17 protein-coding genes are annotated in these 22,515 nt (G+C 38.2%); 4 read left to right on the top strand and 13 right to left on the bottom strand.

Annotated elements, in window-relative coordinates; genetic code table 11:
* Positions 1 to 22 precede the first annotated feature (22 nt).
* From O0931_RS12795 to miaB, 9 genes are all read right to left on the bottom strand, one after another.
* On the bottom strand, positions 23 to 1,048 hold the full coding sequence (locus tag O0931_RS12795) for a PorP/SprF family type IX secretion system membrane protein (RefSeq protein ID WP_269415970.1): 1,026 nt from the start codon (positions 1,046 to 1,048) through the stop codon (positions 23 to 25).
* Positions 1,045 to 7,047, bottom strand: a complete 6,003-nt coding sequence (locus O0931_RS12790) for a PKD domain-containing protein (RefSeq protein ID WP_269415969.1) — start codon at positions 7,045 to 7,047, stop codon at positions 1,045 to 1,047. The genes O0931_RS12795 and O0931_RS12790 overlap by 4 nt, the downstream gene beginning before the upstream one ends.
* Before the next feature lie 325 nt (positions 7,048 to 7,372).
* Positions 7,373 to 9,010 carry a chaperonin GroEL gene (gene groL / locus O0931_RS12785; protein WP_269415968.1) on the bottom strand — a complete coding sequence of 546 codons (1,638 nt, stop codon included), beginning with the start codon at positions 9,008 to 9,010 and terminating at the stop codon, positions 7,373 to 7,375.
* A gap of 99 nt (positions 9,011 to 9,109) precedes the next feature.
* The gene (locus tag O0931_RS12780) at positions 9,110 to 9,400 is read right to left on the bottom strand and encodes a co-chaperone GroES (RefSeq protein WP_025141798.1); all 291 of its coding nucleotides are present in this window, start codon (positions 9,398 to 9,400) and stop codon (positions 9,110 to 9,112) included.
* Between the two features lie 751 nt (positions 9,401 to 10,151).
* Positions 10,152 to 10,511, bottom strand: coding sequence for a preprotein translocase subunit SecG (secG, locus tag O0931_RS12775; RefSeq protein WP_269415967.1), 360 nt, complete (start codon positions 10,509 to 10,511; stop codon positions 10,152 to 10,154).
* Between the two features lie 13 nt (positions 10,512 to 10,524).
* Positions 10,525 to 11,601, bottom strand: a complete 1,077-nt coding sequence (locus O0931_RS12770; RefSeq protein WP_269415966.1) for a hypothetical protein — start codon at positions 11,599 to 11,601, stop codon at positions 10,525 to 10,527.
* 53 nt (positions 11,602 to 11,654) lie between these two features.
* Positions 11,655 to 12,158, bottom strand: coding sequence for an LptE family protein (locus tag O0931_RS12765; protein ID WP_269415965.1), 504 nt, complete (start codon positions 12,156 to 12,158; stop codon positions 11,655 to 11,657).
* Between the two features lie 7 nt (positions 12,159 to 12,165).
* Positions 12,166 to 13,416: a sigma 54-interacting transcriptional regulator gene (locus O0931_RS12760; RefSeq protein ID WP_269415964.1), complete on the bottom strand. Its 1,251-nt coding sequence runs from the start codon at positions 13,414 to 13,416 to the stop codon at positions 12,166 to 12,168.
* Positions 13,417 to 13,496: 80 nt separating this feature from the next.
* Positions 13,497 to 14,915, bottom strand: coding sequence for a tRNA (N6-isopentenyl adenosine(37)-C2)-methylthiotransferase MiaB (gene miaB / locus O0931_RS12755; protein WP_269415963.1), 1,419 nt, complete (start codon positions 14,913 to 14,915; stop codon positions 13,497 to 13,499).
* A 210-nt stretch (positions 14,916 to 15,125) separates the two neighbouring features.
* Here miaB and O0931_RS12750 point away from each other — a divergent pair, with 210 nt between their 5' ends.
* From O0931_RS12750 to O0931_RS12735, 4 genes are read left to right on the top strand one after another with little or no spacing between them, the layout of a single operon-like run.
* Positions 15,126 to 16,916 carry an AsmA family protein gene (locus tag O0931_RS12750; protein WP_269415962.1) on the top strand — a complete coding sequence of 597 codons (1,791 nt, stop codon included), beginning with the start codon at positions 15,126 to 15,128 and terminating at the stop codon, positions 16,914 to 16,916.
* A 59-nt stretch (positions 16,917 to 16,975) separates the two neighbouring features.
* Positions 16,976 to 18,793, top strand: coding sequence for a hypothetical protein (locus tag O0931_RS12745; RefSeq protein ID WP_269415961.1), 1,818 nt, complete (start codon positions 16,976 to 16,978; stop codon positions 18,791 to 18,793).
* 56 nt (positions 18,794 to 18,849) lie between these two features.
* Entirely contained in the window at positions 18,850 to 19,407 is a 558-nt protein-coding gene (locus tag O0931_RS12740; protein WP_269415960.1) for a LemA family protein, read from the top strand.
* Positions 19,407 to 20,360, top strand: coding sequence for a DUF3137 domain-containing protein (locus tag O0931_RS12735; RefSeq protein ID WP_269415959.1), 954 nt, complete (start codon positions 19,407 to 19,409; stop codon positions 20,358 to 20,360). The genes O0931_RS12740 and O0931_RS12735 overlap by 1 nt, the downstream gene beginning before the upstream one ends.
* On the opposite strand, the gene O0931_RS12730 is transcribed toward O0931_RS12735, so the two are convergent.
* The 4 genes from O0931_RS12730 to O0931_RS12715 are packed head-to-tail and all read right to left on the bottom strand — an operon-like array spanning position 20,357 to position 22,515.
* The gene (locus O0931_RS12730) at positions 20,357 to 20,722 is read right to left on the bottom strand and encodes a response regulator (RefSeq protein WP_269415958.1); all 366 of its coding nucleotides are present in this window, start codon (positions 20,720 to 20,722) and stop codon (positions 20,357 to 20,359) included. The genes O0931_RS12735 and O0931_RS12730 overlap by 4 nt on opposite strands.
* A gap of 31 nt (positions 20,723 to 20,753) precedes the next feature.
* The gene (locus tag O0931_RS12725) at positions 20,754 to 21,338 is read right to left on the bottom strand and encodes a chemotaxis protein CheB (protein WP_269415957.1); all 585 of its coding nucleotides are present in this window, start codon (positions 21,336 to 21,338) and stop codon (positions 20,754 to 20,756) included.
* A complete protein-coding gene (locus O0931_RS12720; protein WP_269416266.1) occupies positions 21,323 to 22,105 on the bottom strand; it encodes a CheR family methyltransferase in 783 nt (260 codons plus the stop codon). The genes O0931_RS12725 and O0931_RS12720 overlap by 16 nt, the downstream gene beginning before the upstream one ends.
* 32 nt (positions 22,106 to 22,137) lie before the next feature.
* Positions 22,138 to 22,515, bottom strand: coding sequence for a response regulator (locus O0931_RS12715; RefSeq protein WP_269415956.1), 378 nt, complete (start codon positions 22,513 to 22,515; stop codon positions 22,138 to 22,140).

The following is a 22,515-nucleotide window of genomic DNA, read 5'->3' as shown; positions in this document are numbered from 1 at the left end:
GCCCTGATTTAACAAAGGCAAATTAATAAAAATCATAGCATCTTAAGCCATTTGCACGACCATAATTTGTACTGTTAGGCCAGTATTTTTCATAACCTAAGCCAATTTCCGATGTTCCGCCGGTATTGGTGTAATTAATTTTTGAAGTGGTGGCATCATGGCTGATTCCGATTCGGAATTTTTCGCCATTTGTTCTTCTGTTGAAAATATCGAAAATCACAGAGAAAACGATTGCGTCGTTTCCGGCCGAGTTGCCATCATTACGATACCAGATTCCGGCATTGATGCCAGCATATTTAAATTGGGTACCGACACTGAATGATGTAACGTTTTGCTGCTTGTAAGCAACGATCGACGGAATCAAGTAGGTTCCATCCCGGTCATACTGATCGGAAACCAAAGCGAGTTTATAACTTAAATTTCCGGATATTCTCATCGGTAATCTGGCCTGGTAACCAGCCAAAGATTCGTCAGGACGGTTTAAATGATGCAAACCAACACCAAGCATAAAGTTTTTATAAACCAGGTTACTTCCTGCAGCCGCATCGAAGTAAAACCGGCTATCTACATTTGGCCTTTCGGCACCTGAAATAATCCCTGGTATGATTCCTGATGTTACATCTATCTGATCGCCGAAAACCAGTTTATCCCAGTTTAATTTTTGATTGGTTATACCACCCTGCAAACCAAAAGAAAGTGTATAATCGTCGCCGCCAATGATGTATGAATAGCTTAAAGCGATGTTATTTTTTTGCAGGTATGCTGTACCCTCGCTACTTCGATTAAAAATTAAGCCAATGCCACTATTTATCTTTTGCAGGTTTAAATCCGCGGAGGCGCTCATGTAAGAAAAATCGCCCGAAAGCCCGGTCCATTGATTTCTGTATAAGGCGTTAACCCTGATATCTCCTTCAAACTGACCCGTTAATGCCGGATTTAAATATATTGGGGCGTTGTAAAATTGCGAATAGATATAATCCTGCCCCGCAGAAATCAAAGGCATCACCGTTATCAACATAAATAAATAAATCCTCCTGCTCTTTATCATCTTATTAAATATATGTTTCCGGTTTTCTTCGGCGGTGATGAATCGTAAGTCATCCCTTTCCACTCACCACCATTTATAAACTTTACATCAATTTTCCAGAAGTAAACGCCCTGAGGCTGCTCCTGCCCGTTGTATCTTCCATCCCATCCTTCCAGCGGCGCACCGTCGTCGAGTTTTGTCGTTTCCCACAAAACCTGTCCCCATTTGTTAAAAACCGTCATTTTCCAGGTATCAATACCTCTTCCTTTTGCCCGGAAAGTTTGTAACTCATTTTTCTGACTTGCCGGCATAAATGAGTTTGGTACATATAAAAATCCGGGTACACCAATTATTCTGACGGCCTGCGACGAAACTGCCGAGCAGCCTTCTTTATTCAAAATTTTCAGGGTTACTGTATAATCTCCAACGTTAGGGTAAGTATGTGTCGGGTTTTGAAGTGTAGAGCTTGTTCCATCACCAAAGTTCCATTCCCAGCTTCCGGCACCGTTTAAACTTGCATCTTTAAAGCTAAAAGTGAAATTCGGAATGGATAGCTCGTTCCCAGGTAAAACCGTAAATATCGACTTCAATTCGGGTGCAATATTTATATAATCTGTCAGAACCAGCGTGTTGGTACAGCCTAAAAGATTTATTGAGGTCAATTTAACCGTATAATTTTTGCCTGCACCTTTATAAATGTGTTCAGGTTCGAACTCTGCAGATGTTGTTCCATCTCCAAAATCCCAGGTATAGCCTATAGCATTTTTACTTGTGTTTTTAAATTTTACCAAACCACCATCGCAAATTGCCGTTTTATCTGCTGTAAATTCAACTGTTGGTTGCGCCAATACCGTAATGGTTTCAGTGGTTTGTGCATTTGAACAATCATTTGACGCATATAACGTAACCGTAAATTTGCCTGGTTTTGTAAAAATATGCGAAACGGTTTCCGGCGCTGAATTGGTGATCTGTATACCTGTACCATCACCAAAATCATAAATAAACTTGCTGGCCCCTTTTGAGTTATTATAAAAATTAACCTTTAAGGGTGCGCAACCGGTAAGTTCCCCCGCATTAACAACTAACTCTGGCGTAATATCGTTCGGCGAAACCCGAAGGGTGTAACTTGATGTACTTTTACCACAAGCATTCTCGGCAGTCATGGTGATAACATAATCCCTAACGGCAAGGGTGGTAAATAAATGGTTTACCGAACTTCTGTCGTTGGTTATTACCTTGGGAGAGCCATCGTTAAAATCAAACGTGTAAGTTGTGCCTGAGCTTACCGGTGATGTGTTGCTAAAATTGACTAACAGCGGCGAGCAGCCTGTCGTTTTATCAGGACTGAATATGGATACCGCTTTACCCTGAACTAATACAGTAGACTTTTGAGTCGTTGTACCGCATGGTGTTATGGCGCTCAGCGTTATCGTATAAGTAATATCTTTACCTGTCGGATCCGCCTGAAAAGTTACCGGACCGGGTTGCGCCAGATTTGATGTTGTTCCGTTTCCGAAATCCCATTTAAAACTGGATGCCGTTAATGAATTCGATGTGTTGGTAAAGTTAACGGCCAACGGACCGCAGCCTTGCGTAACCGACTGGGTAAATGCGGCTTTTACATCCTGCTGAGTTGAAAATGTATGGCTGGTTTCGTCACCTGTACAGCCCAGACTGCTTGTTACAACTAATTTTATGACAACCGCTTTATTTTCGCCAGTAATCGTATAGCCCGGAAAGTTAATACCGGTTCCGATTTGAACATTATCTGCAAACCAGGTATACGTATCGTTTCTATCCGGATAAGCGTTTGCCTTTATTATTGCAGGTGTTAACACAAACGGAGGGCAGCCAAAATCTGTTGTATAGGTAATCTCCGCTTTAGCCGAAGGATTTACTGTAATTTTAACAGGGGTACTAAAATTGGAACAGGTACCGCTTGTAACAGAACGTCGGTACAGAATGGTTACACTCAGCGCAGATGGTGTAAAATCCCTACCCGTGGCGCCGGTAACATCTACCCATGTTACCCCGTTGTTTATGCTGGATTGCCATTGGTACAGGTAAGTTCCGCTTCCACCAGTTGGTGTGGTTCCTGTTATTGTGAGTGCCGGGCTACCAATACAGATGGTTTGATCTGAAGCGATTGTATTTCCAATAACAACCGGTAATACTTTTATTTCAACGCTATTGCTGTTTGACGTACAAACATTGCTGTTTACAATTCTTCTGTAAAAAGCGGAAGTAGTTACCGGTACGTTGAGATCTTTACCAGTTTGACCACTAATATCGGCCCAGGTATTTCCATCCGCACTGCTCTGCCATTGATAAGTATAAGTGCCATTTCCTCCGGTAGGTGTATCGCCTGTAACGGCAATGCTCTGGTTATAACAAACCTCAGCACTTGTACTGCTAATGGTGTTGGTTAAGGGAAGAAGGTCTGTGATCGTCACATTATCCTGTGTTGGCCCACAGGGCGATGGACCTATAACGGTCCAGGTAAAAATATAGGTTTGTCCAGGTGTAAGTTTGGTTATTGTAGTTGCAGGGTTTGTCGGATCTGTGATCTGCGTATTTGATAATATTGGGCTAACTACTGTCCATCTGCCGGTTTCTCCGGCTTTCAGTGTGGACAATGCATTTAGCTGGGCGCTGGTTTCATTACATAATACCTGGTTGGTACCCGCATCGGCAATTGTTGTTGCAGGTACTACTGTAATGGTAGCAGGTGTAGAAAATTCAGGTTTACACGCACCACTTTGTACAACCGCTCGGTATTGGGTAGTAGTATTAAGATTTGAATAGGCAATACTAACTGTCGTATTATCAATAGTGTTCCAATTAACCCATCCATCCGTAGAACTTTCCCATCTAACTACACTACCTACTTGTTCACTTAGCGTAATTGAGCCACTATTATTTCCTGCGCATACGGTTTTAGCCCCCACTATTGTACCGCCAACAGAAAATGGATTGATGGTGATTTTTACATCATCAATTAAGAAACAACCTTGGGCCGTAGTTATGGTCCATCTAAAAATATATTCATTGCCTGCAACTAAACCAGAAACAGTTGCATTTTCTTGATCATCGGATGAAATATTAACAGCAGGATAGTTAGATACTTGTGTCCATCTTCCTATCCCTACAATTGCTTTGTTCCCTTTTAAAATATAGGTTCCGGTACTGCATATGTTATCGTCCAGGCCGGCATTAGGTATAGTTGGTAAAGGCTGTACAGTAATGTTTACTGTATATGGCAGGCCTGTACAATCGTTAATTGAAATAGGGGTAATGGTATAAGTAACAATAACAGGAGCTGAGGTATTGTTAACTAAATTATCATTAATAATTGATGTTGATGTAGGATTGCTGTTATTGGTAAATCCAGTCACTCCAGCTACCGAAGTGCTAGTCCATGTATATTTGGTATCTGGTAAGTTAGATGATAGTGCAATTGATGCGGTTTGATTGCTACAAATATTTAAAAATGCAGGTGTCGCTGTAACAATTGGGCGCGGAGCAATGGTAACGGTTAAGGTAAAAGGAACACCTGAACAGCCATCATTTACAGGTGTAATTGTGTAGGTAACCGTAGCAGGATTTATTGGATCAGAATTAGCTAAAACGTCGGCAATGGATAAGCCAGGGCTTGCAGAATCATTAAAACCATTTGCATTTGAAGATCCTTTTGCGGTCCAAGTATAAACAGTATTATCTAAGTTGGAGATTGGGGAATAGTTAAGCGGATTCCCTGAGCAAATAGTTAATTTATCTGAACTTGTAATTCTAATTTCTTTTTTAATGTAGATTCTAATTTTTTCTGAGATGGTTTTACAAGGTTCCTGGAGATCTGTTTCTGCAGTATAAGTTAATGTAACAAGACCAGTAATTTTTTCATTTTCAGTTGGGGTATAGGTGGTAATAGTGCTATTCACATTTCCAAAAATACCTGAACCACCAACCCATTTGCCATTTTTAACCATCCCTGTAATAATGGCTTCTAAATTAACGGTGCTTTGTGTAAAACAAATGTTTTTATCCGCACCTAGGTTAATTGAAGGAGCAGCAACAAACTCTATTTTTTGTGATTTTGTTACTGTAGCACAAGTGTTTTTATGGATTACAGTAATTATGTATATTCTATTCTTTTTGAAATTAATAGAAGGATATTTACTATTCATAGAAAAGCCCGCATCAAATGAATAATCATCATTTGTTAATGCATTCCCATTTTCATCTGTAACTGTCCAAGTATAAGTATCTGGCAAATCTACTTGTGTTCCTGTAAAAATGGTTTGTGTCGGGGTATTTGGAATATTGTCGAAACTATAACTTCCAAGCCTACAAAGTTTTGTAGGATCAGCCAGAGAAACCGTTGGTTGACCATTAATAATTACTATTGGATTTGGCAATTGGCTTTTTACCGGTGAGCATGCTCCCGTAGAAATCTCCAACGCAATGTTATATACACCAGGATTTGTAAATATAAATTTAGGATTTGGAATATTGTTTGTAAAAGCGGTAAAACGCGTACCATTAGTGTTGGTAACAATCCAATTATATATGGGAGACGGAGCAGCTGGACAGCTTTGGTCAATTTTAGATTTATCTAAAACTTCTACCGTAAATGGAGCACATCCTGTTGTAGGCGTAGTGATTTCAAATGCTGGTTTTGGGGGATCTTGTATGCAGATTTCAGTATTAAATTCACTAGGTAAACAAACTCCAACACCATTAGAGGCAACAAGTGTGACTATGTGCTTACCTGTTGTTATAAAAATGTGATCAAAAGGTCTGGTATCCGAAAACTCTATAATTTTTTTCCCATCAACATACCATGTGTAGTCCATTAATGGAGAACAGTTTTGTCTTGTTCCGCCAGTTGAAGCATTGGTAAACCTAATTAAAGTATTGATACAGCCCACAGAATTTACTGGTGTTATCCTAGCTATGGGGTTTATAAATACTTGCGCATAGGCAGTCGCAGGTCTACTAACATTACAAACCTCACTTATTGCATTTACTGTAGTTTTAAATGAGTTTGATATTGGTGGATTTCCTGGAATAGTTGGTTCGCCACAAGATGTCCTCGTGTAATCATGAGATATTTTAGAAGCGTTAGTCGTAATTTCATAGATCGTAGATTCACTTGTTGAACCGTCACCCCAGTCAACTCGATAGATAGTTCCTGGATAATTGTTGTCAATTCCTCCAATTAAAGTAAGTTGAAATGAAACTCTAGCTGATTGGCCTGGCCCATTTATACAACCAATGTTCTGTCCACTATCTTGAATATTAACTAATAAGGGAGTATTGTGCAGAAAATAAGATTTGATTGATTTTATGTTCACTCCACCAGTGTTGGTGGTAGATATCACCGTAATAAGATAGTATCCTATATCTATTCCTGTAATATCCACCCCAGAACCAACGATTTCATTAAATGTTGTAGTCGTGCCAGTTTTAAGATTCTTGACTTCAATGATAACCGTAGATGGATTTATAGCATCACTTTTTACAAAAAAACTTTGACCATTTTTTGCTTCTGCTGGACACCAACCTAAATTATCCCCTCCTAAATCTCGACTTAAAAGAGATGGTGTGATTGTAATGGGCTTTGATTGAACATTACGAATGTCAATTGTGCCTGGAATGTCAATTACTTGAGCAGGACTGCTCGCTAAAATTCTCAACTTATAACCATTTCCTTGTTGTAAGTTAAGGGGTAGAATACCATTAATAAATGACGTATAAAACCCCGAGTATGTTCCAATTTGAGTTCCATTACCGATAAAATTTCCATTCGAATCAGAGATATATAATGTAAATACATTTCCAATTTTAAATTCAGATTGATTATTTGCAAAATTTAAAGATACGCTAATATTACTACCACCTCCGTAGGGCCCAGGATCAACCACCACATTCGTCAACTGTGCTTGCGCCGAAAAGGCAAAAAACAAAAGAGCCGAGCATACAGCAACTACACGCGAAATCTTTCTACACCAGGTCTTCATAAATTTTCAACAATAGGGAAATTGTTTTAAAAGAAGAATTACAGGAAAGAAATATAAACTTCCGATTATGACAAAGTCAAAAAAGGGCAACAGTAAGTTAATTTGTTTAGTAAATATTTATTCGATATCGTTTTTCTTCAAGTTATTTAGCTGCTAAATTAGTTAAATGATAGCGTATTACTAAAAATTTACACAAAAGTAAATATGAAATATCTTGCATTATGATGAAAAATGCCTTTTCTAAAGTCTTTATCAACAAAAAATCCCCCAAAACCTTAGTTTTGAGGGATTTAATTTTACACGTAAGTTTTATGCGAATGGTTGATTACATCATACCACCCATGCCACCGCCACCCATTGGAGGATGTGCTGAAGCACCTGCTTCTTCCGGCTCATCTGCTAAAACAACTTCAGTTGTTAATAGCATCGCTGCAATTGAAGCTGCATTTTCCAAGGCTACACGAGAAACTTTAGTTGGGTCGATAACACCGGCACCAATTAAGTTTTCGTAAACATCGGTACGGGCATTATACCCGAAATCTGCTGTACCTTCTTTAACTTTCTGAACAACGATAGAACCTTCGATACCTGCGTTTTCACAGATTTGACGCAATGGTTCTTCAATCGCACGACGGATAATCTGAATACCAGTGTTTTCATCTTCGTTAGCACCTTTTAAATCTGCTAAAGCCGCAACTGCACGAATGAAAGCCACACCACCACCAGCAACGATACCTTCTTCTACAGCTGCACGGGTTGCATGTAAAGCATCATCAACACGGTCTTTTTTCTCTTTCATTTCCACTTCGCTGGCTGCACCTACATAAAGAACTGCAACACCGCCTGCTAATTTAGCTAAACGCTCCTGTAATTTTTCTTTATCGTAATCCGATGTAGTGGTTTCAATCTGTGCTTTGATTTGGCTAACACGAGATTTAATATCATCAGAGTTACCAGCACCGTTGATAACCGTTGTATTGTCTTTATCTACAACAACTTTCTCCGCAGAACCTAAATAAGTTAAATCAGCGTTTTCTAATTTATAACCTCTTTCTTCCGAAACAACGATACCACCGGTTAAGATAGCGATGTCTTCCAACATTGCTTTTCTTCTATCACCAAAACCTGGTGCTTTAACCGCAACAACTTTTAATGAACCACGGATTTTGTTTACAACTAATGTCGCTAATGCTTCGCCATCTAAATCTTCAGCGATGATAACCAATGGTTTGCCGGTTTGAACCGTTTTCTCCAAAACAGGCAACAATTCTTTCATGTTGCTGATTTTCTTATCGTAGATTAAAATGTAAGGGCTATCTAGTTCAGCCTCCATTTTATCTGCATTCGTAACGAAGTATGGAGATAAATACCCTCTGTCGAACTGCATACCTTCAACTGTTTTAACTTCAGTTTCGGTACCTTTTGCTTCTTCAACGGTAATTACACCATCTTTACCAACTTTACCCATTGCTTCAGCAATTAAAGCGCCGATAACCTCATCATTATTCGCTGAGATGGATGCAACTTGTTTAATTTTGTTATTGTCTTCACCAACCGTTTGCGATTGTGCTTTTAAGTTTTCTACAACTGCAGCAACAGCTTTATCAATACCACGTTTTAAATCCATTGGATTTGCACCCGCAGCAACGTTTTTAATACCTGTTGTAATAATGGCCTGCGCTAAAACGGTTGCTGTAGTTGTTCCGTCACCAGCAATATCTGCTGTTTTTGAAGCCACTTCTTTAACCATTTGAGCACCCATGTTTTCAACCGCATCTTTTAATTCGATTTCTTTAGCAACGGTAACACCATCTTTAGTAATGGCCGGAGAACCGAATTTTTTATCGATAATTACGTTACGGCCTTTAGGACCTAAAGTTACTTTTACTGCATTCGCCAGAATATCAACACCTCTTTTAAGGGCGTCGCGTGCTTCTACGTTATATTTTACTTGTTTTGACATTTTAAGATTTTTTTAAAAGTTTTAATGTTTGAAGGTTGAAAAGTTTCAATCCTAGCTTTATAACATTACAACGTTGTACATTGTAACATTTCAATTTATCTATCCAACAACAGCGTAAATATCAGTTTCACGCATAATCAGGTAATCTTTACCTTCGTAAGGGAATTCGGTACCACCGTATTTACCATAAATTACAACATCGCCAACTTTTACACTAGCTTTTTTACCTTCAGAATCTTCTTCAGAAACGGAAACTACAGTCCCTTTAGATGGTTTTTCTTTAGCCGTATCAGGGATATACAAACCCGATGCAGTTTTTTCTTCTGCCGCAGCCGGTTCAACGATTACTCTGTTCGAACTGCCAGCAATTGGTTTAAGGTTTAACGCCATAACTTTTATTATTTTTTATTTTGATTTAAGTTTTTTAACTACGCATACATTTAACACTTTTTATGCCAATAGCTTTTCAGGGACAAATTTGCACCCGTACTGTCAATTTTTTAGATAAATGCAGAAATATCGAAAAATTTGCGTGTCAGCTTGGCAGAAGGAAATTAATTTTATTGCCAATTGTAATGGTTTAGATTAATTATTTAAACAAGTCTGATGTTTCTCCAGCAGGTTTCGTTGATACACCGCAGATTGCAGTGCCTTATAGAACGTATTATACTGTTAGTTGTTTAAATTGGATAAGGCTGACAAATTTCTCCCGCAGATTTCGCTGATGAACCGCAGATTGCAGTGCTTTATAAAACGTATTATACTGTTAGCTATTTAAATTGGTTAAGGCTGACAATTTTTCCCGCAGATTTCGCTGATAAACCGAAGATTGTGGTGCTTTATAAAACGTATTATACTGTTAGTTGTTTAAATTGGATAAGGCTGACAAATTTTTCCCGCAGATTTCGCTGATAAACCGCAGATTGAGGTGCTTTATATAAATTCAATGCATTAGTTCAACTGCCGGTAAGAGTATTTAGCTCCCCTCCTTATTCAAGGAGGGATTGGAGTTATATTAATAAAGTTAAATCAAGTCGTCATTCTTAATGCAATAAACCGTTTGTCCTTTATATGAATAGTCCATAATAAAAAAAGCTTTCCCTTTTGAGGAAAGCTTTTCAAAAATGTTTTATAGCCTTAACTATTTCTTAGTTGTATCAGCAGTTGCAGGTTTTGCAGGCGCCGCACTATTTGTTGCACCGCCGCCGAGTGGAGAAGGTGAAGGCATTTTGTTTAAACGATCCTGAATTTCGGTATTACCCGTTGCAGCAGCACCGCCGTTTGTTTTAGCAATTGTAGTAATTGATAAAGTTAAAACTACAATTACAGCTAACAATACCCACGATCCTTTTTCTAAAACATCGCCTGTACGTTGAACACCAAACATATTGCTGGTACCACCACCAGTTGCTAAACCACCCCCTTTAGGGTTTTGTACCAATACAAATAAGCCTAAAGCTACACAAGCAACAATTAATAAAATGATTAAAAAGGTTATCATGATAAAATATATTTTAAAATTTCTTTTCTATAGATTGGATAAGGTCGGCAAAGTAACCACTTTTTTCCGGATATTTCAAACTTAATTTTTTATAAGTATCTATGGCTTTGTGGTAAAGCATTTGCTCGATATAAATTTTAGCTAAAGTCTCCGAAACCAGGTCATAATGGTCTTCCGCACTTTTTTTCGCTTTATTCTCATTATCGATTTGTTCGGGCTTTGGTGGTTTTATTGTCGGGTCTTCTTTTAAAAACTTTTCAATAATTTCAGCGCCTTTAGCATCTTTTACTTCTGCAGATGGGTATTCTGCTAAATGATCAGCTACTTCAAAGGGTGTTTGTATGTGAAAAATATGCTCTACATACTGCTGTTGAAATTCGGCCTGCTCCTGATTTTTATGTTGCGGTTGCTTTGCCAAACCAGGTTTTGGCTGTGCATAAGGCTGAAAAATTTGTTCATGTTCCTTACGTGTTTTTGCAAGCCACCACAAAAAAGTATACGGAAGCTGGTCATCATCATATTTAGAAACAAAGCTGTGTTCAGGTTCATCAGGTACAACAGTTTCTATTTGTGGTGCTTTTACAACATCCGTACTCGCCTGTTGTTCGAAAGCGAAAAAATCTGTTGACGCTACACTTTCAATAAAATTATCTTCATCAGCCGGCAAATCCATCAAATGCCTGTCAATACCCGGTAGGGTATCGGGCGTTTCTACATTTACCGCTTGTAAAATAACCGGTTTTAAATCTTCAGTAATTTCACCGATTTCATCAAAAATTTCCTGTTCATCAGCTGTGCTTTCTGCATCAATTTCTGCAAATTCACTTTCTAAAGTTTCTTTTTCCGGCGTATTGTTTTCAGCTTTTTCTTCCTCTTCAACATTTTCCAGTTGCAACAAATTGTATAATACTTTTCCGTTGCTATATAAAGATGCCCCCGGAACAAATGCGGAATCTGCCTTGGCTAAAAGCAAACGAATCGGCTGTGCGTAAGGGCATTGCTCCAGCATTTCTTTCAGCATGGGGATATGCTCTTGCCTAACCTTTCCGGGTTGCGCCAATAAATCTGCAAGTAGCTGTTTGTTATCCATTACTGAGGTTTGCTGCTAAGATAAATAATGCAGGCGGTTTTTAAAACTTTAAACTACCATTGAGCAAAAGCCCTGTTAAAAATATCTTCGGTAAGTTGCTTGTTAATGGCTTCTATGGCTTGTGCCTGAAGGCCTTGTATCGAACCGCCCACCGGAAAATCGAAGTAACGGGTAAAGCTTTCTTCAAAGCTTTCCTTCTCATGATCTTTAATATTATTAATGTATTTTACAGCAACAGTAATGGTTAACCTGTTATTAGAGGCTGTAGGTGTAGCACTCGACGTTAAAGCTACAGGCTTGATTTCGTATCCCGTAATGTTGCCCTGAAAAATTGCATCACCATCATTTGGCGTAATGCTTAACTTGGTTTGGCTACGAATACGCGATTTCAACGCCTCGGTAAATTGCTGACTTAAAGTGGGAACAACCAGCTGTGCATTGTTTTCAAAAAAACGTACGGTTACGGTTTTCAGTCCCTCGGTTGATGCACCGCTAAAGGTATAAGCGCAAGAACTTAACGTTGCGACGATAAGGAAAGCAAATAGCTTGATCTTCATAAATTATTTATAGACTTAATTCTTTAATCTTTCTGTAGAGCGTACGTTCGGATATACCTAATTCCTGGGCAGCAAATTTACGCTTACCCTTATGTTTTTTAAGTGCTTTCTTTATTAAATCTGATTCTTTATCAACCAACGATAACGATTCTTCTACTTCTTCTGCATCATGTGCAAAATTGTAATCCGTATTGTTATTGTTGTTATTACTATTATTATTTGGTGCTGGCTGCTGTATGGTGAAACCATGTTCTTGTCCGGCAGGCAATTCCACGTCCCTGTACAACTGATTAATGTATTGCGGGTTATCAGCCAGAACAGTTGCCGTGTTACCGCCATGCTGGATAATTTCGGCAACCAGCTTTTTAAGCTCAACCATATCTTTTTTCATGTCGAAAAGAACCTTGTACAAAATATCCCTTTCCGTAAAATCTTCTTTCGACTGCGCGTTTATCGCCATTGGCAAATTGCTTCCGGCTTCATTAGGGATATAATTTAAAATGGCTTGTCCGGTTACATTTCTTTCTTTTTCTAAAACGCAGATTTGTTCGGCAATATTCTTTAACTGACGAACATTTCCCGGCCAGCTGTAATTGGTTAAAATCTGTACAGCATCTGGTTCTAAATGCAAGCCCGGACTACGGTATTTATCACTGAAATCGGCTGCAAATTTTCTGAACAATAAATAAATATCTTCCTTACGCTCATGTAACGCAGGAATTCGCAGGGGAACAGTATTTAGCCTGTAATATAAATCTTCACGGAATTTCCCGTTTTTAACGCGGTTGTAAACATCAACATTGGTGGCGGCAATAATCCGGACATCCGTTTTTTGAACTTTCGATGAACCTACCCGTAAATATTCGCCGCTTTCTAAAATCCTTAATAAGCGGGCCTGCGTTCCAAGAGGCAGTTCGGCCACCTCATCCAGGAAAATCGTACCACCATTGGCGACTTCGAAATAACCCTTACGGGCTTCGTGTGCACCGGTGAAAGAACCTTTCTCATGACCGAATAATTCTGAATCTATTGTTCCCTCCGGAATAGCGCCACAATTTACGGCAATGAAAGCACCGTGTTTACGGGCACTCATTTGATGGATAATTTGGGAGAAAACTTCTTTACCACTTCCACTTTCACCAGTAATTAACACCGACATATCCGTTGGCGCAACCTGACTTGCAATATCTATGGCACGATTAAGCAGCGGCGAATTGCCGATAATACCGAACCGTTGTTTAATATTTTGTGTATCCATTCTTTAGTATCAAGTATTGAGTATCTGGTATCAAAACTGGGTGCCTGGCTGTACAAACTTTCCGCTTTGGTCTTTAGACTTTATGCTACTATCCTTCCTATCAGCGTTGCTGAAGTACATCTTTCAATATAAACATTTGCATACTGGCCTGGTTTTACGCCATCAATTGCCGGGAAAATTGCCATTGCGCCGCTATCGCCCCTGCCGCAATAATCTTTATCCGATTTTTTTGATGTACCCTCAATCAACACCCGAACTGTTTTGCCCACCCATTCCTGTAAACGCATTAAAGAATGTGCTTGTTGCTTGGCTAAAATTTCAGCCAGGCGCCGTTTTTTTACATCTTCCGGAATGTCATCTTCCAATTTACGGGCGGCTAAAGTTCCCGGTCTTTCTGAGTAAGTGAAATTATACGCAAAATCATATTGTACATAATCCATCATACTCAATGTTTCCTCGTGCTCTTCTTCGGTTTCGGTACAGAAACCTGCGATGATATCCGTAGAAATTGCACAACCGGGGATAATGTTCCTGATTGCATCGATACGGTTGATGTACCATTCGCGGGTGTAAGTTCTGTTCATCAGTTCCAAAATCCGGGTATTTCCCGATTGAACGGGCAGGTGAATGTAATTGCAGATGTTATCGTATCTGGCAATGGTATGTAAAACCTCATCGGTGATATCTTTCGGGTGCGAGGTAGAGAAACGAATCCTCAGGTCGGGATTTACCAAAGCCGTTTGCTCCAGAAGCTGAGCGAAGTTTACGGTTTCCGTACCATCTTCTGAGGTCCAGGTATATGAATCTACGTTCTGACCCAAAAGCGTAACTTCGCGATAGCCAGCTTCGAATAACGATTTTGCTTCTTCAATAATGGAGTGCGCATCACGGCTGCGTTCGCGGCCACGGGTAAATGGCACCACGCAAAACGAGCACATGTTGTTACAGCCACGGGTAATGGAGATAAAAGCGGTGATGCCATTGCTGTTTAAACGAACAGGGCTGATATCGGCATAGGTTTCCTCACGGGATAACAAGACGTTAACCGCTTTATGGCCACTTTCTACCTGCTCAATTAAATTAGGTAAATCGCGGTAGGCATCCGGACCAACAACCACATCAACCAGGCGCTCTTCCTCTAAAAACTTAGATTTTAAACGCTCTGCCATGCAACCTAAAACGCCAACAATTAGCTTTGGATTACGGCGTTTCTCTACCCCAAATTGCGATAAACGGTTTCTAACCCTTGTTTCGGCATTCTCGCGAATAGAACAGGTATTAATAAAAATCACGTCTGCCTGATGGTAATCGCCGGTGGTTTCAAACCCGGTTTCAGAAAGTATAGAAGCCACAATTTCACTATCCGCAAAGTTCATTGCACATCCATAACTTTCGATGTATAATTTACGGGCATCCGCTTTAACCGGTGTATCCAAAATTAAAGCCTCACCTTGCCTTGCTTCATCGTGTGTTTTATCCTGTACTTGTAAATCAATCATTCTTAAAAACTTTTGGGGATTGCAAAAATACATAAATTAAATTAAAAGTGACAAATTGACATATTTAGTTTAAATGTTTACAAAGGGATTATTTAGAAAGGCTCACTATGCCAAAGGAACAAACTTCGTCTTCAGCTTTAACCTTTTAGCTTTCAGCTTAAACAAAAACCTTTCGCCCTTCAAACTGTTACATATCGATATGGCCAAATAATGACAACTCAAAACAGGAATAAACTTTGGATATGGATTGCCGGTATTTCGGGCGGATTAATTTTAATTCTGGCTTTTGCTGCCATGTTCATCAGTGCCCGCTGGAAACCAATTTTAAGCGAAAAAATTAAGGCCGGCGTTTACAATGGCTCCCAACATCTTTATAAAATCGATTTTAAAAGCATTAATCTTAATGTCGTTACCGGTAGTCTGGCACTTCGCGATGTAACACTTACACCGGATACATTGGTATTTGACAGTTTGAAAAAACAGAAACTGGCACCTGCACACATTTTTGAGCTGAAACTTAAAAAACTACAAATTACAAGAGTTGGAATTCTGACGGCCTACTTTAAAAAGCGGGTTAATGTAAACGAAATCAGGCTGGATAAACCTTCCATAAATATGATTTTTAATAAGGTGCCGAAAGAAAAAGATTCGGTAAAACCTGAAAAATCACTTTACGAACAAATTTCAGAAACCTTTAAATCCATTCAGGTTCGTTCGATAAAAATTGTCGATGCCGACTTTGACTACATCAACAAAAGTGGCGCCAAGAAAACTAAAAATTCCATTAAACATCTCGACATTACGGTTAAAGATTTTCTACTAGATTCTTTATCAGGAACCGATACCACACGTTTTTATTATACAAAAGATATTACATTCCAGCTGGCTGGCTACAAATCCATAACAAAAGATAAAATGTACTCGATGAAAGTTGATACAATAAGTGGTTCGGCTGCATCAAAGAAAATTACCATCAAAGGTTTTAAACTTACGCCTATTTATCCTGAATTAATTTTCGCCAGAAAATATAAAGTACAGAAAGATCGCTACAATCTTGATTTTAATAAAATTGAATTTAACGGCGTGGATTTTATTAGCATAAATACAGATCAGAAACTTCATGCAAAATCGTTAAAAATTGGTCCGGCAAAGGTAGAAGTTTTTATGAGCCGGGAATCACCACCGCCACCAGGGTTAGATAAGGGCAGAAACTATCCGCACATGGCGTTGAAACGTTTAAATATGCCAATAGTAATTGATACGGTAAGTTTGAATACGGTCGATTTAAAGTATTCAGAATATAATCCGGCGAGTAAAAAAGTAGGTAGTGTCGACTTTAAATCATTAACCGGAAATATTTTAAATGTAACAAACGACAGTTTAAAATTATCGAAAAATAATCACGCCATTGCCAATTTTAATTCACTTTTAATGGGAACCGGAAAGCTTAAAGTTAAAATCGACTTTAACCTAACGGATAATAATGGTGCTTTCAGTTATAGTGGCAGCTTAGATAAATTCGATTTAAGAAACCTGAATTCCTTATCAAAAAATCTGGGCTTAATCGAAATTGAGCAGGGAAACATTCAGCACATGGATTTTAGGGCAAATGGAAACCTGCGGGGTGCTTCAGGCGCAATGAATATGCTTTACACCAATTTAAAAGTTAAATTGTTATCGGATAATATCGACGGTAAAGGAACAACAGAAAAAGGTTTGCTTTCATTTCTTGCCAATACGATTTTAGTAAAAGATGAAAACCCGAAAAAAGGCGAAGCAGCAGCAAGAACAGCTACCATGACCAATACGAGAATTAACTCTGCCTCATTTTTTAACCTGATGTGGAAGACACTTTTTGTTGGCATAAAAGATATTGTTGGCGTTGGAATTGTTCCGGAGAAAAACCCGGTTAAACAACAAAAAGTTATTGCGAAGAAAATCAGAGAGCAGAAACGTCAAGACAAACGTGAAGCCAGAAAAGCAAAAAGGGATAAAAATTAATGCTATATTTTTAACAAATACGTTTTAAATGTATATTGCTGATAAAAGCTTTTGTTTAAATGCAGGATACAAAAAAACGACGTTATAAAATTTTAAAATGGTTGGCAGGTATTTTATTCAGTCTTTTTATAATGCTTGCGGCCATCGCTTTAATTTTAAATATTAAATCCAGGCCATTATTAACGGAGCAGATAAAAACTTTGCTTTACAAATCTACAGATAGCCTTTATACCATTAGTTTTACTAAAGTAAGTACTAATATTCTAACCGGAAGCGCCACTTTACAAAATGTTAAAATTACAGCTGACATAAACCGGTATAAAAAGCTTGTTACGCTTAAAAGAGCGCCAAACAATCTTTACACGGTTACACTTAAAAAACTGGTTGTAAAGCACTTTCATCCCTTAACCCTTTACCGCGAAAAAAAACTTACGATTGAGGAGGTTTTGTTTGATAAACCTGAGGTTTACATGGTTAACCGCCAATTGGATTTTAACGAGAACAGGGCACCACGGCCTGTTGAATCTCCCTATAAATTTATATCCAAAAGTTTAAAGGCATTTAGCATAAGCAAAATCCTGTTCAGAGATGCAAGCTTTAATTATGTAAATAAAAACGTTAACAAATTCGATGTTTTCTCGATTCATGATTTAAATATCACGCTTGTTGATTTACTCGTCGATTCCACCTCATTTGAAGATTCTACCCGGATATATTTATTGAAAGATGTGTTGCTTAACCTCAAAAATTACAATTACCAAACGCCGGATAAAATGTATAACATCAAGCTCGACCAGCTTGATTTCAAAGCATCAACAGGCCTTCTAAATATAAAAAAATTTGTATTGGAACCACTTTATGATGAAATGAAATTCGGGCAGGTTGCCGGGTATGCGAAAGACCGCTTCAGCATTTCCATGAATGATATTTCACTTAATGGAATTAACTTACCGCTTTACATTTCCAGACAGGAATTAAGGGCGAAGGAAATGTCGATAGCCAATGGTTTCGTTGCTGTTTTTAATGATAACAGTTTACCAAAACAGCCTGCGGAAAGCCGGATAGGAAAATACCCGCACCAGCTTTTACAGCGAATTACCGCGCCGATTTTAGTAAATAAAATTCAACTTAAAGATATTGATATCAGTTATGCTGTTTATAACCAGGAAAGCGGACAACGGGGCAGAATTTCTTTTGAGCATACTTCCGGGATTATTCGTAATACAACAAATATCGAAAAGGTAAAAATGGTTAACCCTATAATGGAGGCCAACCTGAATTCTTATCTGTTAGGGCAAGGTAAGCTTGACGTAGATTTTAAATTTAATTTAACAGCCAATACAGGCGATTTTTCTTACAGTGGTATTCTTCAAAATTTCAACGCCAGGGTGTTAAACCAGATCACAAAACCACTTGGCCTGGTCAGGATTAACCGCGGAAATGTTGACAAACTCAAATTTAACTTCAAGGCAGATGATTTCGGCTCGAAAGGAACTGTAGATTTCTCCTATTTCGATTTATCGGTTGCGCTGATGAAAAACGATCCAACAAAAGATCATTTAGTTAAACGCGGACTAATCTCTTTCCTGGCAAATGCACTGATTATAAACTCAGAAAACCCTGGTCCTGACGGAAAATTCATTTCTGCAAAAGTTAATTATGTAAGAGCGGAAAATACTTCCTTTTTTAACATGATTTGGAAAACGTTATTTCTGGGTGTTAAATATAGTATAGGAATTACAGAAGAAAAACAAAACGAAATTCAGGCGCATATAAACAAGTTTAAAGCCATGCGAACAAGTCATAATCTGAGGAAACGAAAAAGATTAGAGCGCAGGCAGCAAAGGGAAAAGGGACTGGAATATGAAAAACGTTGAGCCAAAATATTGTAACGTTTTAATATATTTATGCTCTAAACTACAAAACTAAAATTATGGTTATCGCACTTGTTGTTATCGGCTTATTGCTCCTTATTGGAATTTTCTTTTATAATGGCCTAATTGGCAAAAAAAATCAGGTTACTAATGCTTTTTCTGCGATTGATGTAATGCTTAAAAAGCGTTTCGATTTAATTCCGAACTTGGTTGAAGTTGTAAAACAATATACAAATTATGAACAGGGAACCTTATCAAAAATTGTTGAATTACGCTCAAAAGCCATTTCCGGAAACACCAGCGATGCCGAAAAAGCTCTAATAGATACACAACTGAGCAGTAGTGTTAAAGGCTTAATGGTTAATATAGAGCAATACCCTGATTTAAAGGCTAATTCAAACTTTATTAACCTGCAAAGCACATGGACAGAAAGCGAGGAACAAATTGCAGCCGCAAGAAGAACCTATAATGCGGCAGTAACAGATTATAACAATGCGATTATGATGTTCCCGGGAAGTATGTTTGCCGGTATGTTAAACTTTCAACCGATTACAGTTTTAACCACCGCAGAAGAAGAGCGTAAAAATATAAGTGCTAAAGAACTTTTCAATAATTAATGTTAAACCTTGAAAGCAATACGGCTTTACAAAACGTACTTGCTACACTGGAAGTTGAACGGCAAAAAATAGCATCAACACAAAAAAAAGGCTATATTTTTCTTGCGCTGGGCATTATTATAATCATTGCTAGTTTCTCTTTAAACTTTCCGGTTCCCGCAGCAATAGCCGGACTTATTCCTGCGATTTATGCTGGTATAATTTTATATCAAATCGCTGATGAGTTAAAAGCTTATAAAGAGGCATTCAAAATTAATGTAATTGGCACGGCATTAAAATCATTGGACCAGAGTCTGGTTATCGAACCTTACAAAGGAATACTGGATTACGAGTTTGAAAGTACCCAGATTTTTTCGCAAAGCCCCGATAGATATAATACCGAAGATTTGGTAAGCGGACATGCAGGGAAAACAGCATTTTATTTTGCTGAGGTGCACGCTGAATATAAAACCGAGGTGCAAACTAAAAATGGAACAAGAACGGAGTGGCACGATATTTTTAAAGGTATACTATTCGCTGCAGATTTTAACAAAAACTTTAATGGTGTAACCATTTTAAAACCAAAAGATCTTTTGGGAACAATGAGTGCCTGGTTTTCAAAAAACCTGTTCTCTTTTGGGGATAATGACTTTGTTACTCTTGAAAATGCGGAATTCAGCAAAACTTTTATAACACATGCTACAGATCAGGTAGAGGCAAGATACATTCTTACACCAGCCATGATGGAGCGGATTTTAGCTTTAAATAAAAACACAAAAAGCACCGTGTCGTTATCGTTCATAAACAGCAGGATGTATATTGCATTTCCACTGAGCAGAAACTATTTTGAGGCACCTGTTTTTAAAACCCTCCTTAACCCCGATTTTTTAGACCAGGATATTACGGTAATTAACTTTATGTATAATATCATTCAAGAGCTGGATTTAAATACCAGAATATGGGGTAAGAACTAACTCAAATGCTTCCTCACAATGTCTTCCAGCGATGCGATATCAAAGGGTTTTGATAAATAGCTGTCAGCACCGGCCTCATCGGCTAAAGCAGAAATATCGTTATTTGCAGAAAAATAAATTACCGGAATATGTTTCAAATCCGGGTTGCTCTTAATTGCTTTTGTCGCTTGAATTCCGCCTAAATCCGGCAACCAGTTATCCATAAAAATGATATCCGGCATATAGGCCGCTACCTGTTGTTCTATATCGTTTGCACTTTCTGAGGTTCTGATTTCATATCCTGCATCTTCCAGAATAAAAGTGCATAAATCTAAAATATCCCTGTTATCATCAAAAACAAATACCTTTTTTGTATCAGCCATAATTTTATGTCTTTAAGAAAGATTGTATAATCTATTTAACCAATTTATTAATAAATTCTGCCATATCACTGGCATCCAGAATAATTCCGGCTTTAATATGATTAACCGCCTGCTGTGGCATGTAAGACATTATTGCCGTGTTTGGATTCTGTATAACGACGATTCCTCCTAAATCGTTTACCGTTTTTAGCCCCGCAACGCCATCCGCATTTGAACCTGAAAGTAAAACACAAACAAGTTTATCCCCGAAAACCTCTGCAGCAGACTGAAAAGTGACATCTATTGATGGCCTTGAATAATTTATTTTTTCCGAATAATCTAATGAAAAAGTTTCGTCATCTTCTATCAGCAAATGATAATCTGCAGGTGCGATATAGACATGTCCGGGTAAAATTTTGTCCTTTTCTTCTGCTTCATTTACTTTTAATTTTGTTCTGCTCCGCAATAAATCACTTAATAAAGCATCGTTACCCGATTTCCGGTGTGTAACCAAAATAATTGGAAAGTTAATATTATCGCTCAGTGACGGAAAAATTTCAAGCAACACATCCAGGCTACCCGCCGAACCTCCAATAATTAAAGCCTCACATTTGCCTTTTATTAAAGTTTCCGCCATATTTTTTCAGTTTTTACACGCTTATATGCTTTTGATCTTTCCCAAAAATCTAAACTTTCTTTGCTACCCAAAGCTAAATAACCCAGCTTTTCAAGGCTGTTATCAAACAATTGAAAAACTTTATGCTGTAAATCTTTATCAAAATAGATTAAAACATTTCTGCACATAATTAACTGAAATTCATTAAAGGAATGATCCGAAACTAAGTTATGAGTAGAGAATATCATTTTTTCGCTCAGGGTTCCATCAAATTTTGCATGTGAATAATTTGCCGTGTAATAAGAGGAAAAATCCTGAATACCGCCTGATTTAACGTAATTTTCGGAGTAGCCTTTTAAATAATTCAATGGAAAAATACCCTGTTTTGCTTTTTCTAAAACAGAGGGGTTGATATCTGTAGCGTAAATAAGTGACTTATGAAATAAATTTAATTCTTTTAATACTATGGCCAGCGAATAAGCCTCTTCTCCTGTAGAACAACCTGCCACCCAGATGCGGATAAATGGATAGGTACCCAAAACAGGTAAAACATCATTTCGCAGGGCTTTGTAAAAATTGGGATCGCGGAACATTTCGGTAACATTTACCGTAATTTCTTCCAAAAATCTTTTAAAATATTGTTTATCTGTTCTTACGGTATACCTGAATTCTGCAAAGCTTACAAAATTATCCAGCGCATATAACCGGATGATTCTTCTTTTGATCGATGCGTGGGAATACTCAAGAAAATCGTAGCCATGAGCCTCCAGGACATCGCTCAAAAGCATCTCTATTTGCTCATTATCTATTGCTTCACTAATCACTTTTTGCTTGTAACTTCTTGTATTTGTATTATCAGTTCATCTATATTTACAGGTTTTGAAACATATCCGGAGGCGCCTGCACGCAAGCAGCGTTCTTTATCGCCAACCATGGCCTGTGCTGTAACAGCCAGAACAGGAATATCACGCATTTTCTGCGATTTTTTCATGACGCCTATCGCCTGATAGCCATCCATATCTGGCATCATCATATCCATCAGCACAACGGAAATTTTTTCGTTTTCAGCCATGATATCAAAGCCTTCCTGCGCACTTGGTGCAGATAATGTTCCGAAACCCTTCGCCCTTAGAACAGCTTTGAGGGCAAAAATGTTTCGATAATCATCGTCAATTATGAGAACTAATTTTCGAGGCAT

It is taken from the genome of Pedobacter rhodius, from assembly GCF_027213645.1.
GTDB lineage: Bacteria > Bacteroidota > Bacteroidia > Sphingobacteriales > Sphingobacteriaceae > Pedobacter > Pedobacter rhodius.
The sequence above is the reverse complement of the archived record's forward strand: the minus strand, read 5'-3'. Positions and strand labels throughout refer to the sequence as shown.

What these genes read in the sequence shown, in the direction of transcription:
- O0931_RS12715 (WP_269415956.1), bottom strand. Translation starts at nt 22,515, where the DNA reads ATGCCTCGAAAATTAGTTCTCATAATTGACGATGATTATCGAAACATT.
- O0931_RS12795 (WP_269415970.1), bottom strand. Translation starts at nt 1,048, where the DNA reads ATGATAAAGAGCAGGAGGATTTATTTATTTATGTTGATAACGGTGATG.
- O0931_RS12790 (WP_269415969.1), bottom strand. Translation starts at nt 7,047, where the DNA reads ATGAAGACCTGGTGTAGAAAGATTTCGCGTGTAGTTGCTGTATGCTCG.
- O0931_RS12725 (WP_269415957.1), bottom strand. Translation starts at nt 21,338, where the DNA reads ATGGCGGAAACTTTAATAAAAGGCAAATGTGAGGCTTTAATTATTGGA.
- O0931_RS12750 (WP_269415962.1), top strand. Translation starts at nt 15,126, where the DNA reads ATGACAACTCAAAACAGGAATAAACTTTGGATATGGATTGCCGGTATT.
- O0931_RS12760 (WP_269415964.1), bottom strand. Translation starts at nt 13,416, where the DNA reads ATGGATACACAAAATATTAAACAACGGTTCGGTATTATCGGCAATTCG.
- miaB (WP_269415963.1), bottom strand. Translation starts at nt 14,915, where the DNA reads ATGATTGATTTACAAGTACAGGATAAAACACACGATGAAGCAAGGCAA.
- O0931_RS12765 (WP_269415965.1), bottom strand. Translation starts at nt 12,158, where the DNA reads ATGAAGATCAAGCTATTTGCTTTCCTTATCGTCGCAACGTTAAGTTCT.
- O0931_RS12770 (WP_269415966.1), bottom strand. Translation starts at nt 11,601, where the DNA reads ATGGATAACAAACAGCTACTTGCAGATTTATTGGCGCAACCCGGAAAG.
- secG (WP_269415967.1), bottom strand. Translation starts at nt 10,511, where the DNA reads ATGATAACCTTTTTAATCATTTTATTAATTGTTGCTTGTGTAGCTTTA.
- O0931_RS12720 (WP_269416266.1), bottom strand. Translation starts at nt 22,105, where the DNA reads ATGCTTTTGAGCGATGTCCTGGAGGCTCATGGCTACGATTTTCTTGAG.
- O0931_RS12745 (WP_269415961.1), top strand. Translation starts at nt 16,976, where the DNA reads ATGCAGGATACAAAAAAACGACGTTATAAAATTTTAAAATGGTTGGCA.
- O0931_RS12735 (WP_269415959.1), top strand. Translation starts at nt 19,407, where the DNA reads ATGTTAAACCTTGAAAGCAATACGGCTTTACAAAACGTACTTGCTACA.
- O0931_RS12780 (WP_025141798.1), bottom strand. Translation starts at nt 9,400, where the DNA reads ATGGCGTTAAACCTTAAACCAATTGCTGGCAGTTCGAACAGAGTAATC.
- O0931_RS12740 (WP_269415960.1), top strand. Translation starts at nt 18,850, where the DNA reads ATGGTTATCGCACTTGTTGTTATCGGCTTATTGCTCCTTATTGGAATT.
- groL (WP_269415968.1), bottom strand. Translation starts at nt 9,010, where the DNA reads ATGTCAAAACAAGTAAAATATAACGTAGAAGCACGCGACGCCCTTAAA.
- O0931_RS12730 (WP_269415958.1), bottom strand. Translation starts at nt 20,722, where the DNA reads ATGGCTGATACAAAAAAGGTATTTGTTTTTGATGATAACAGGGATATT.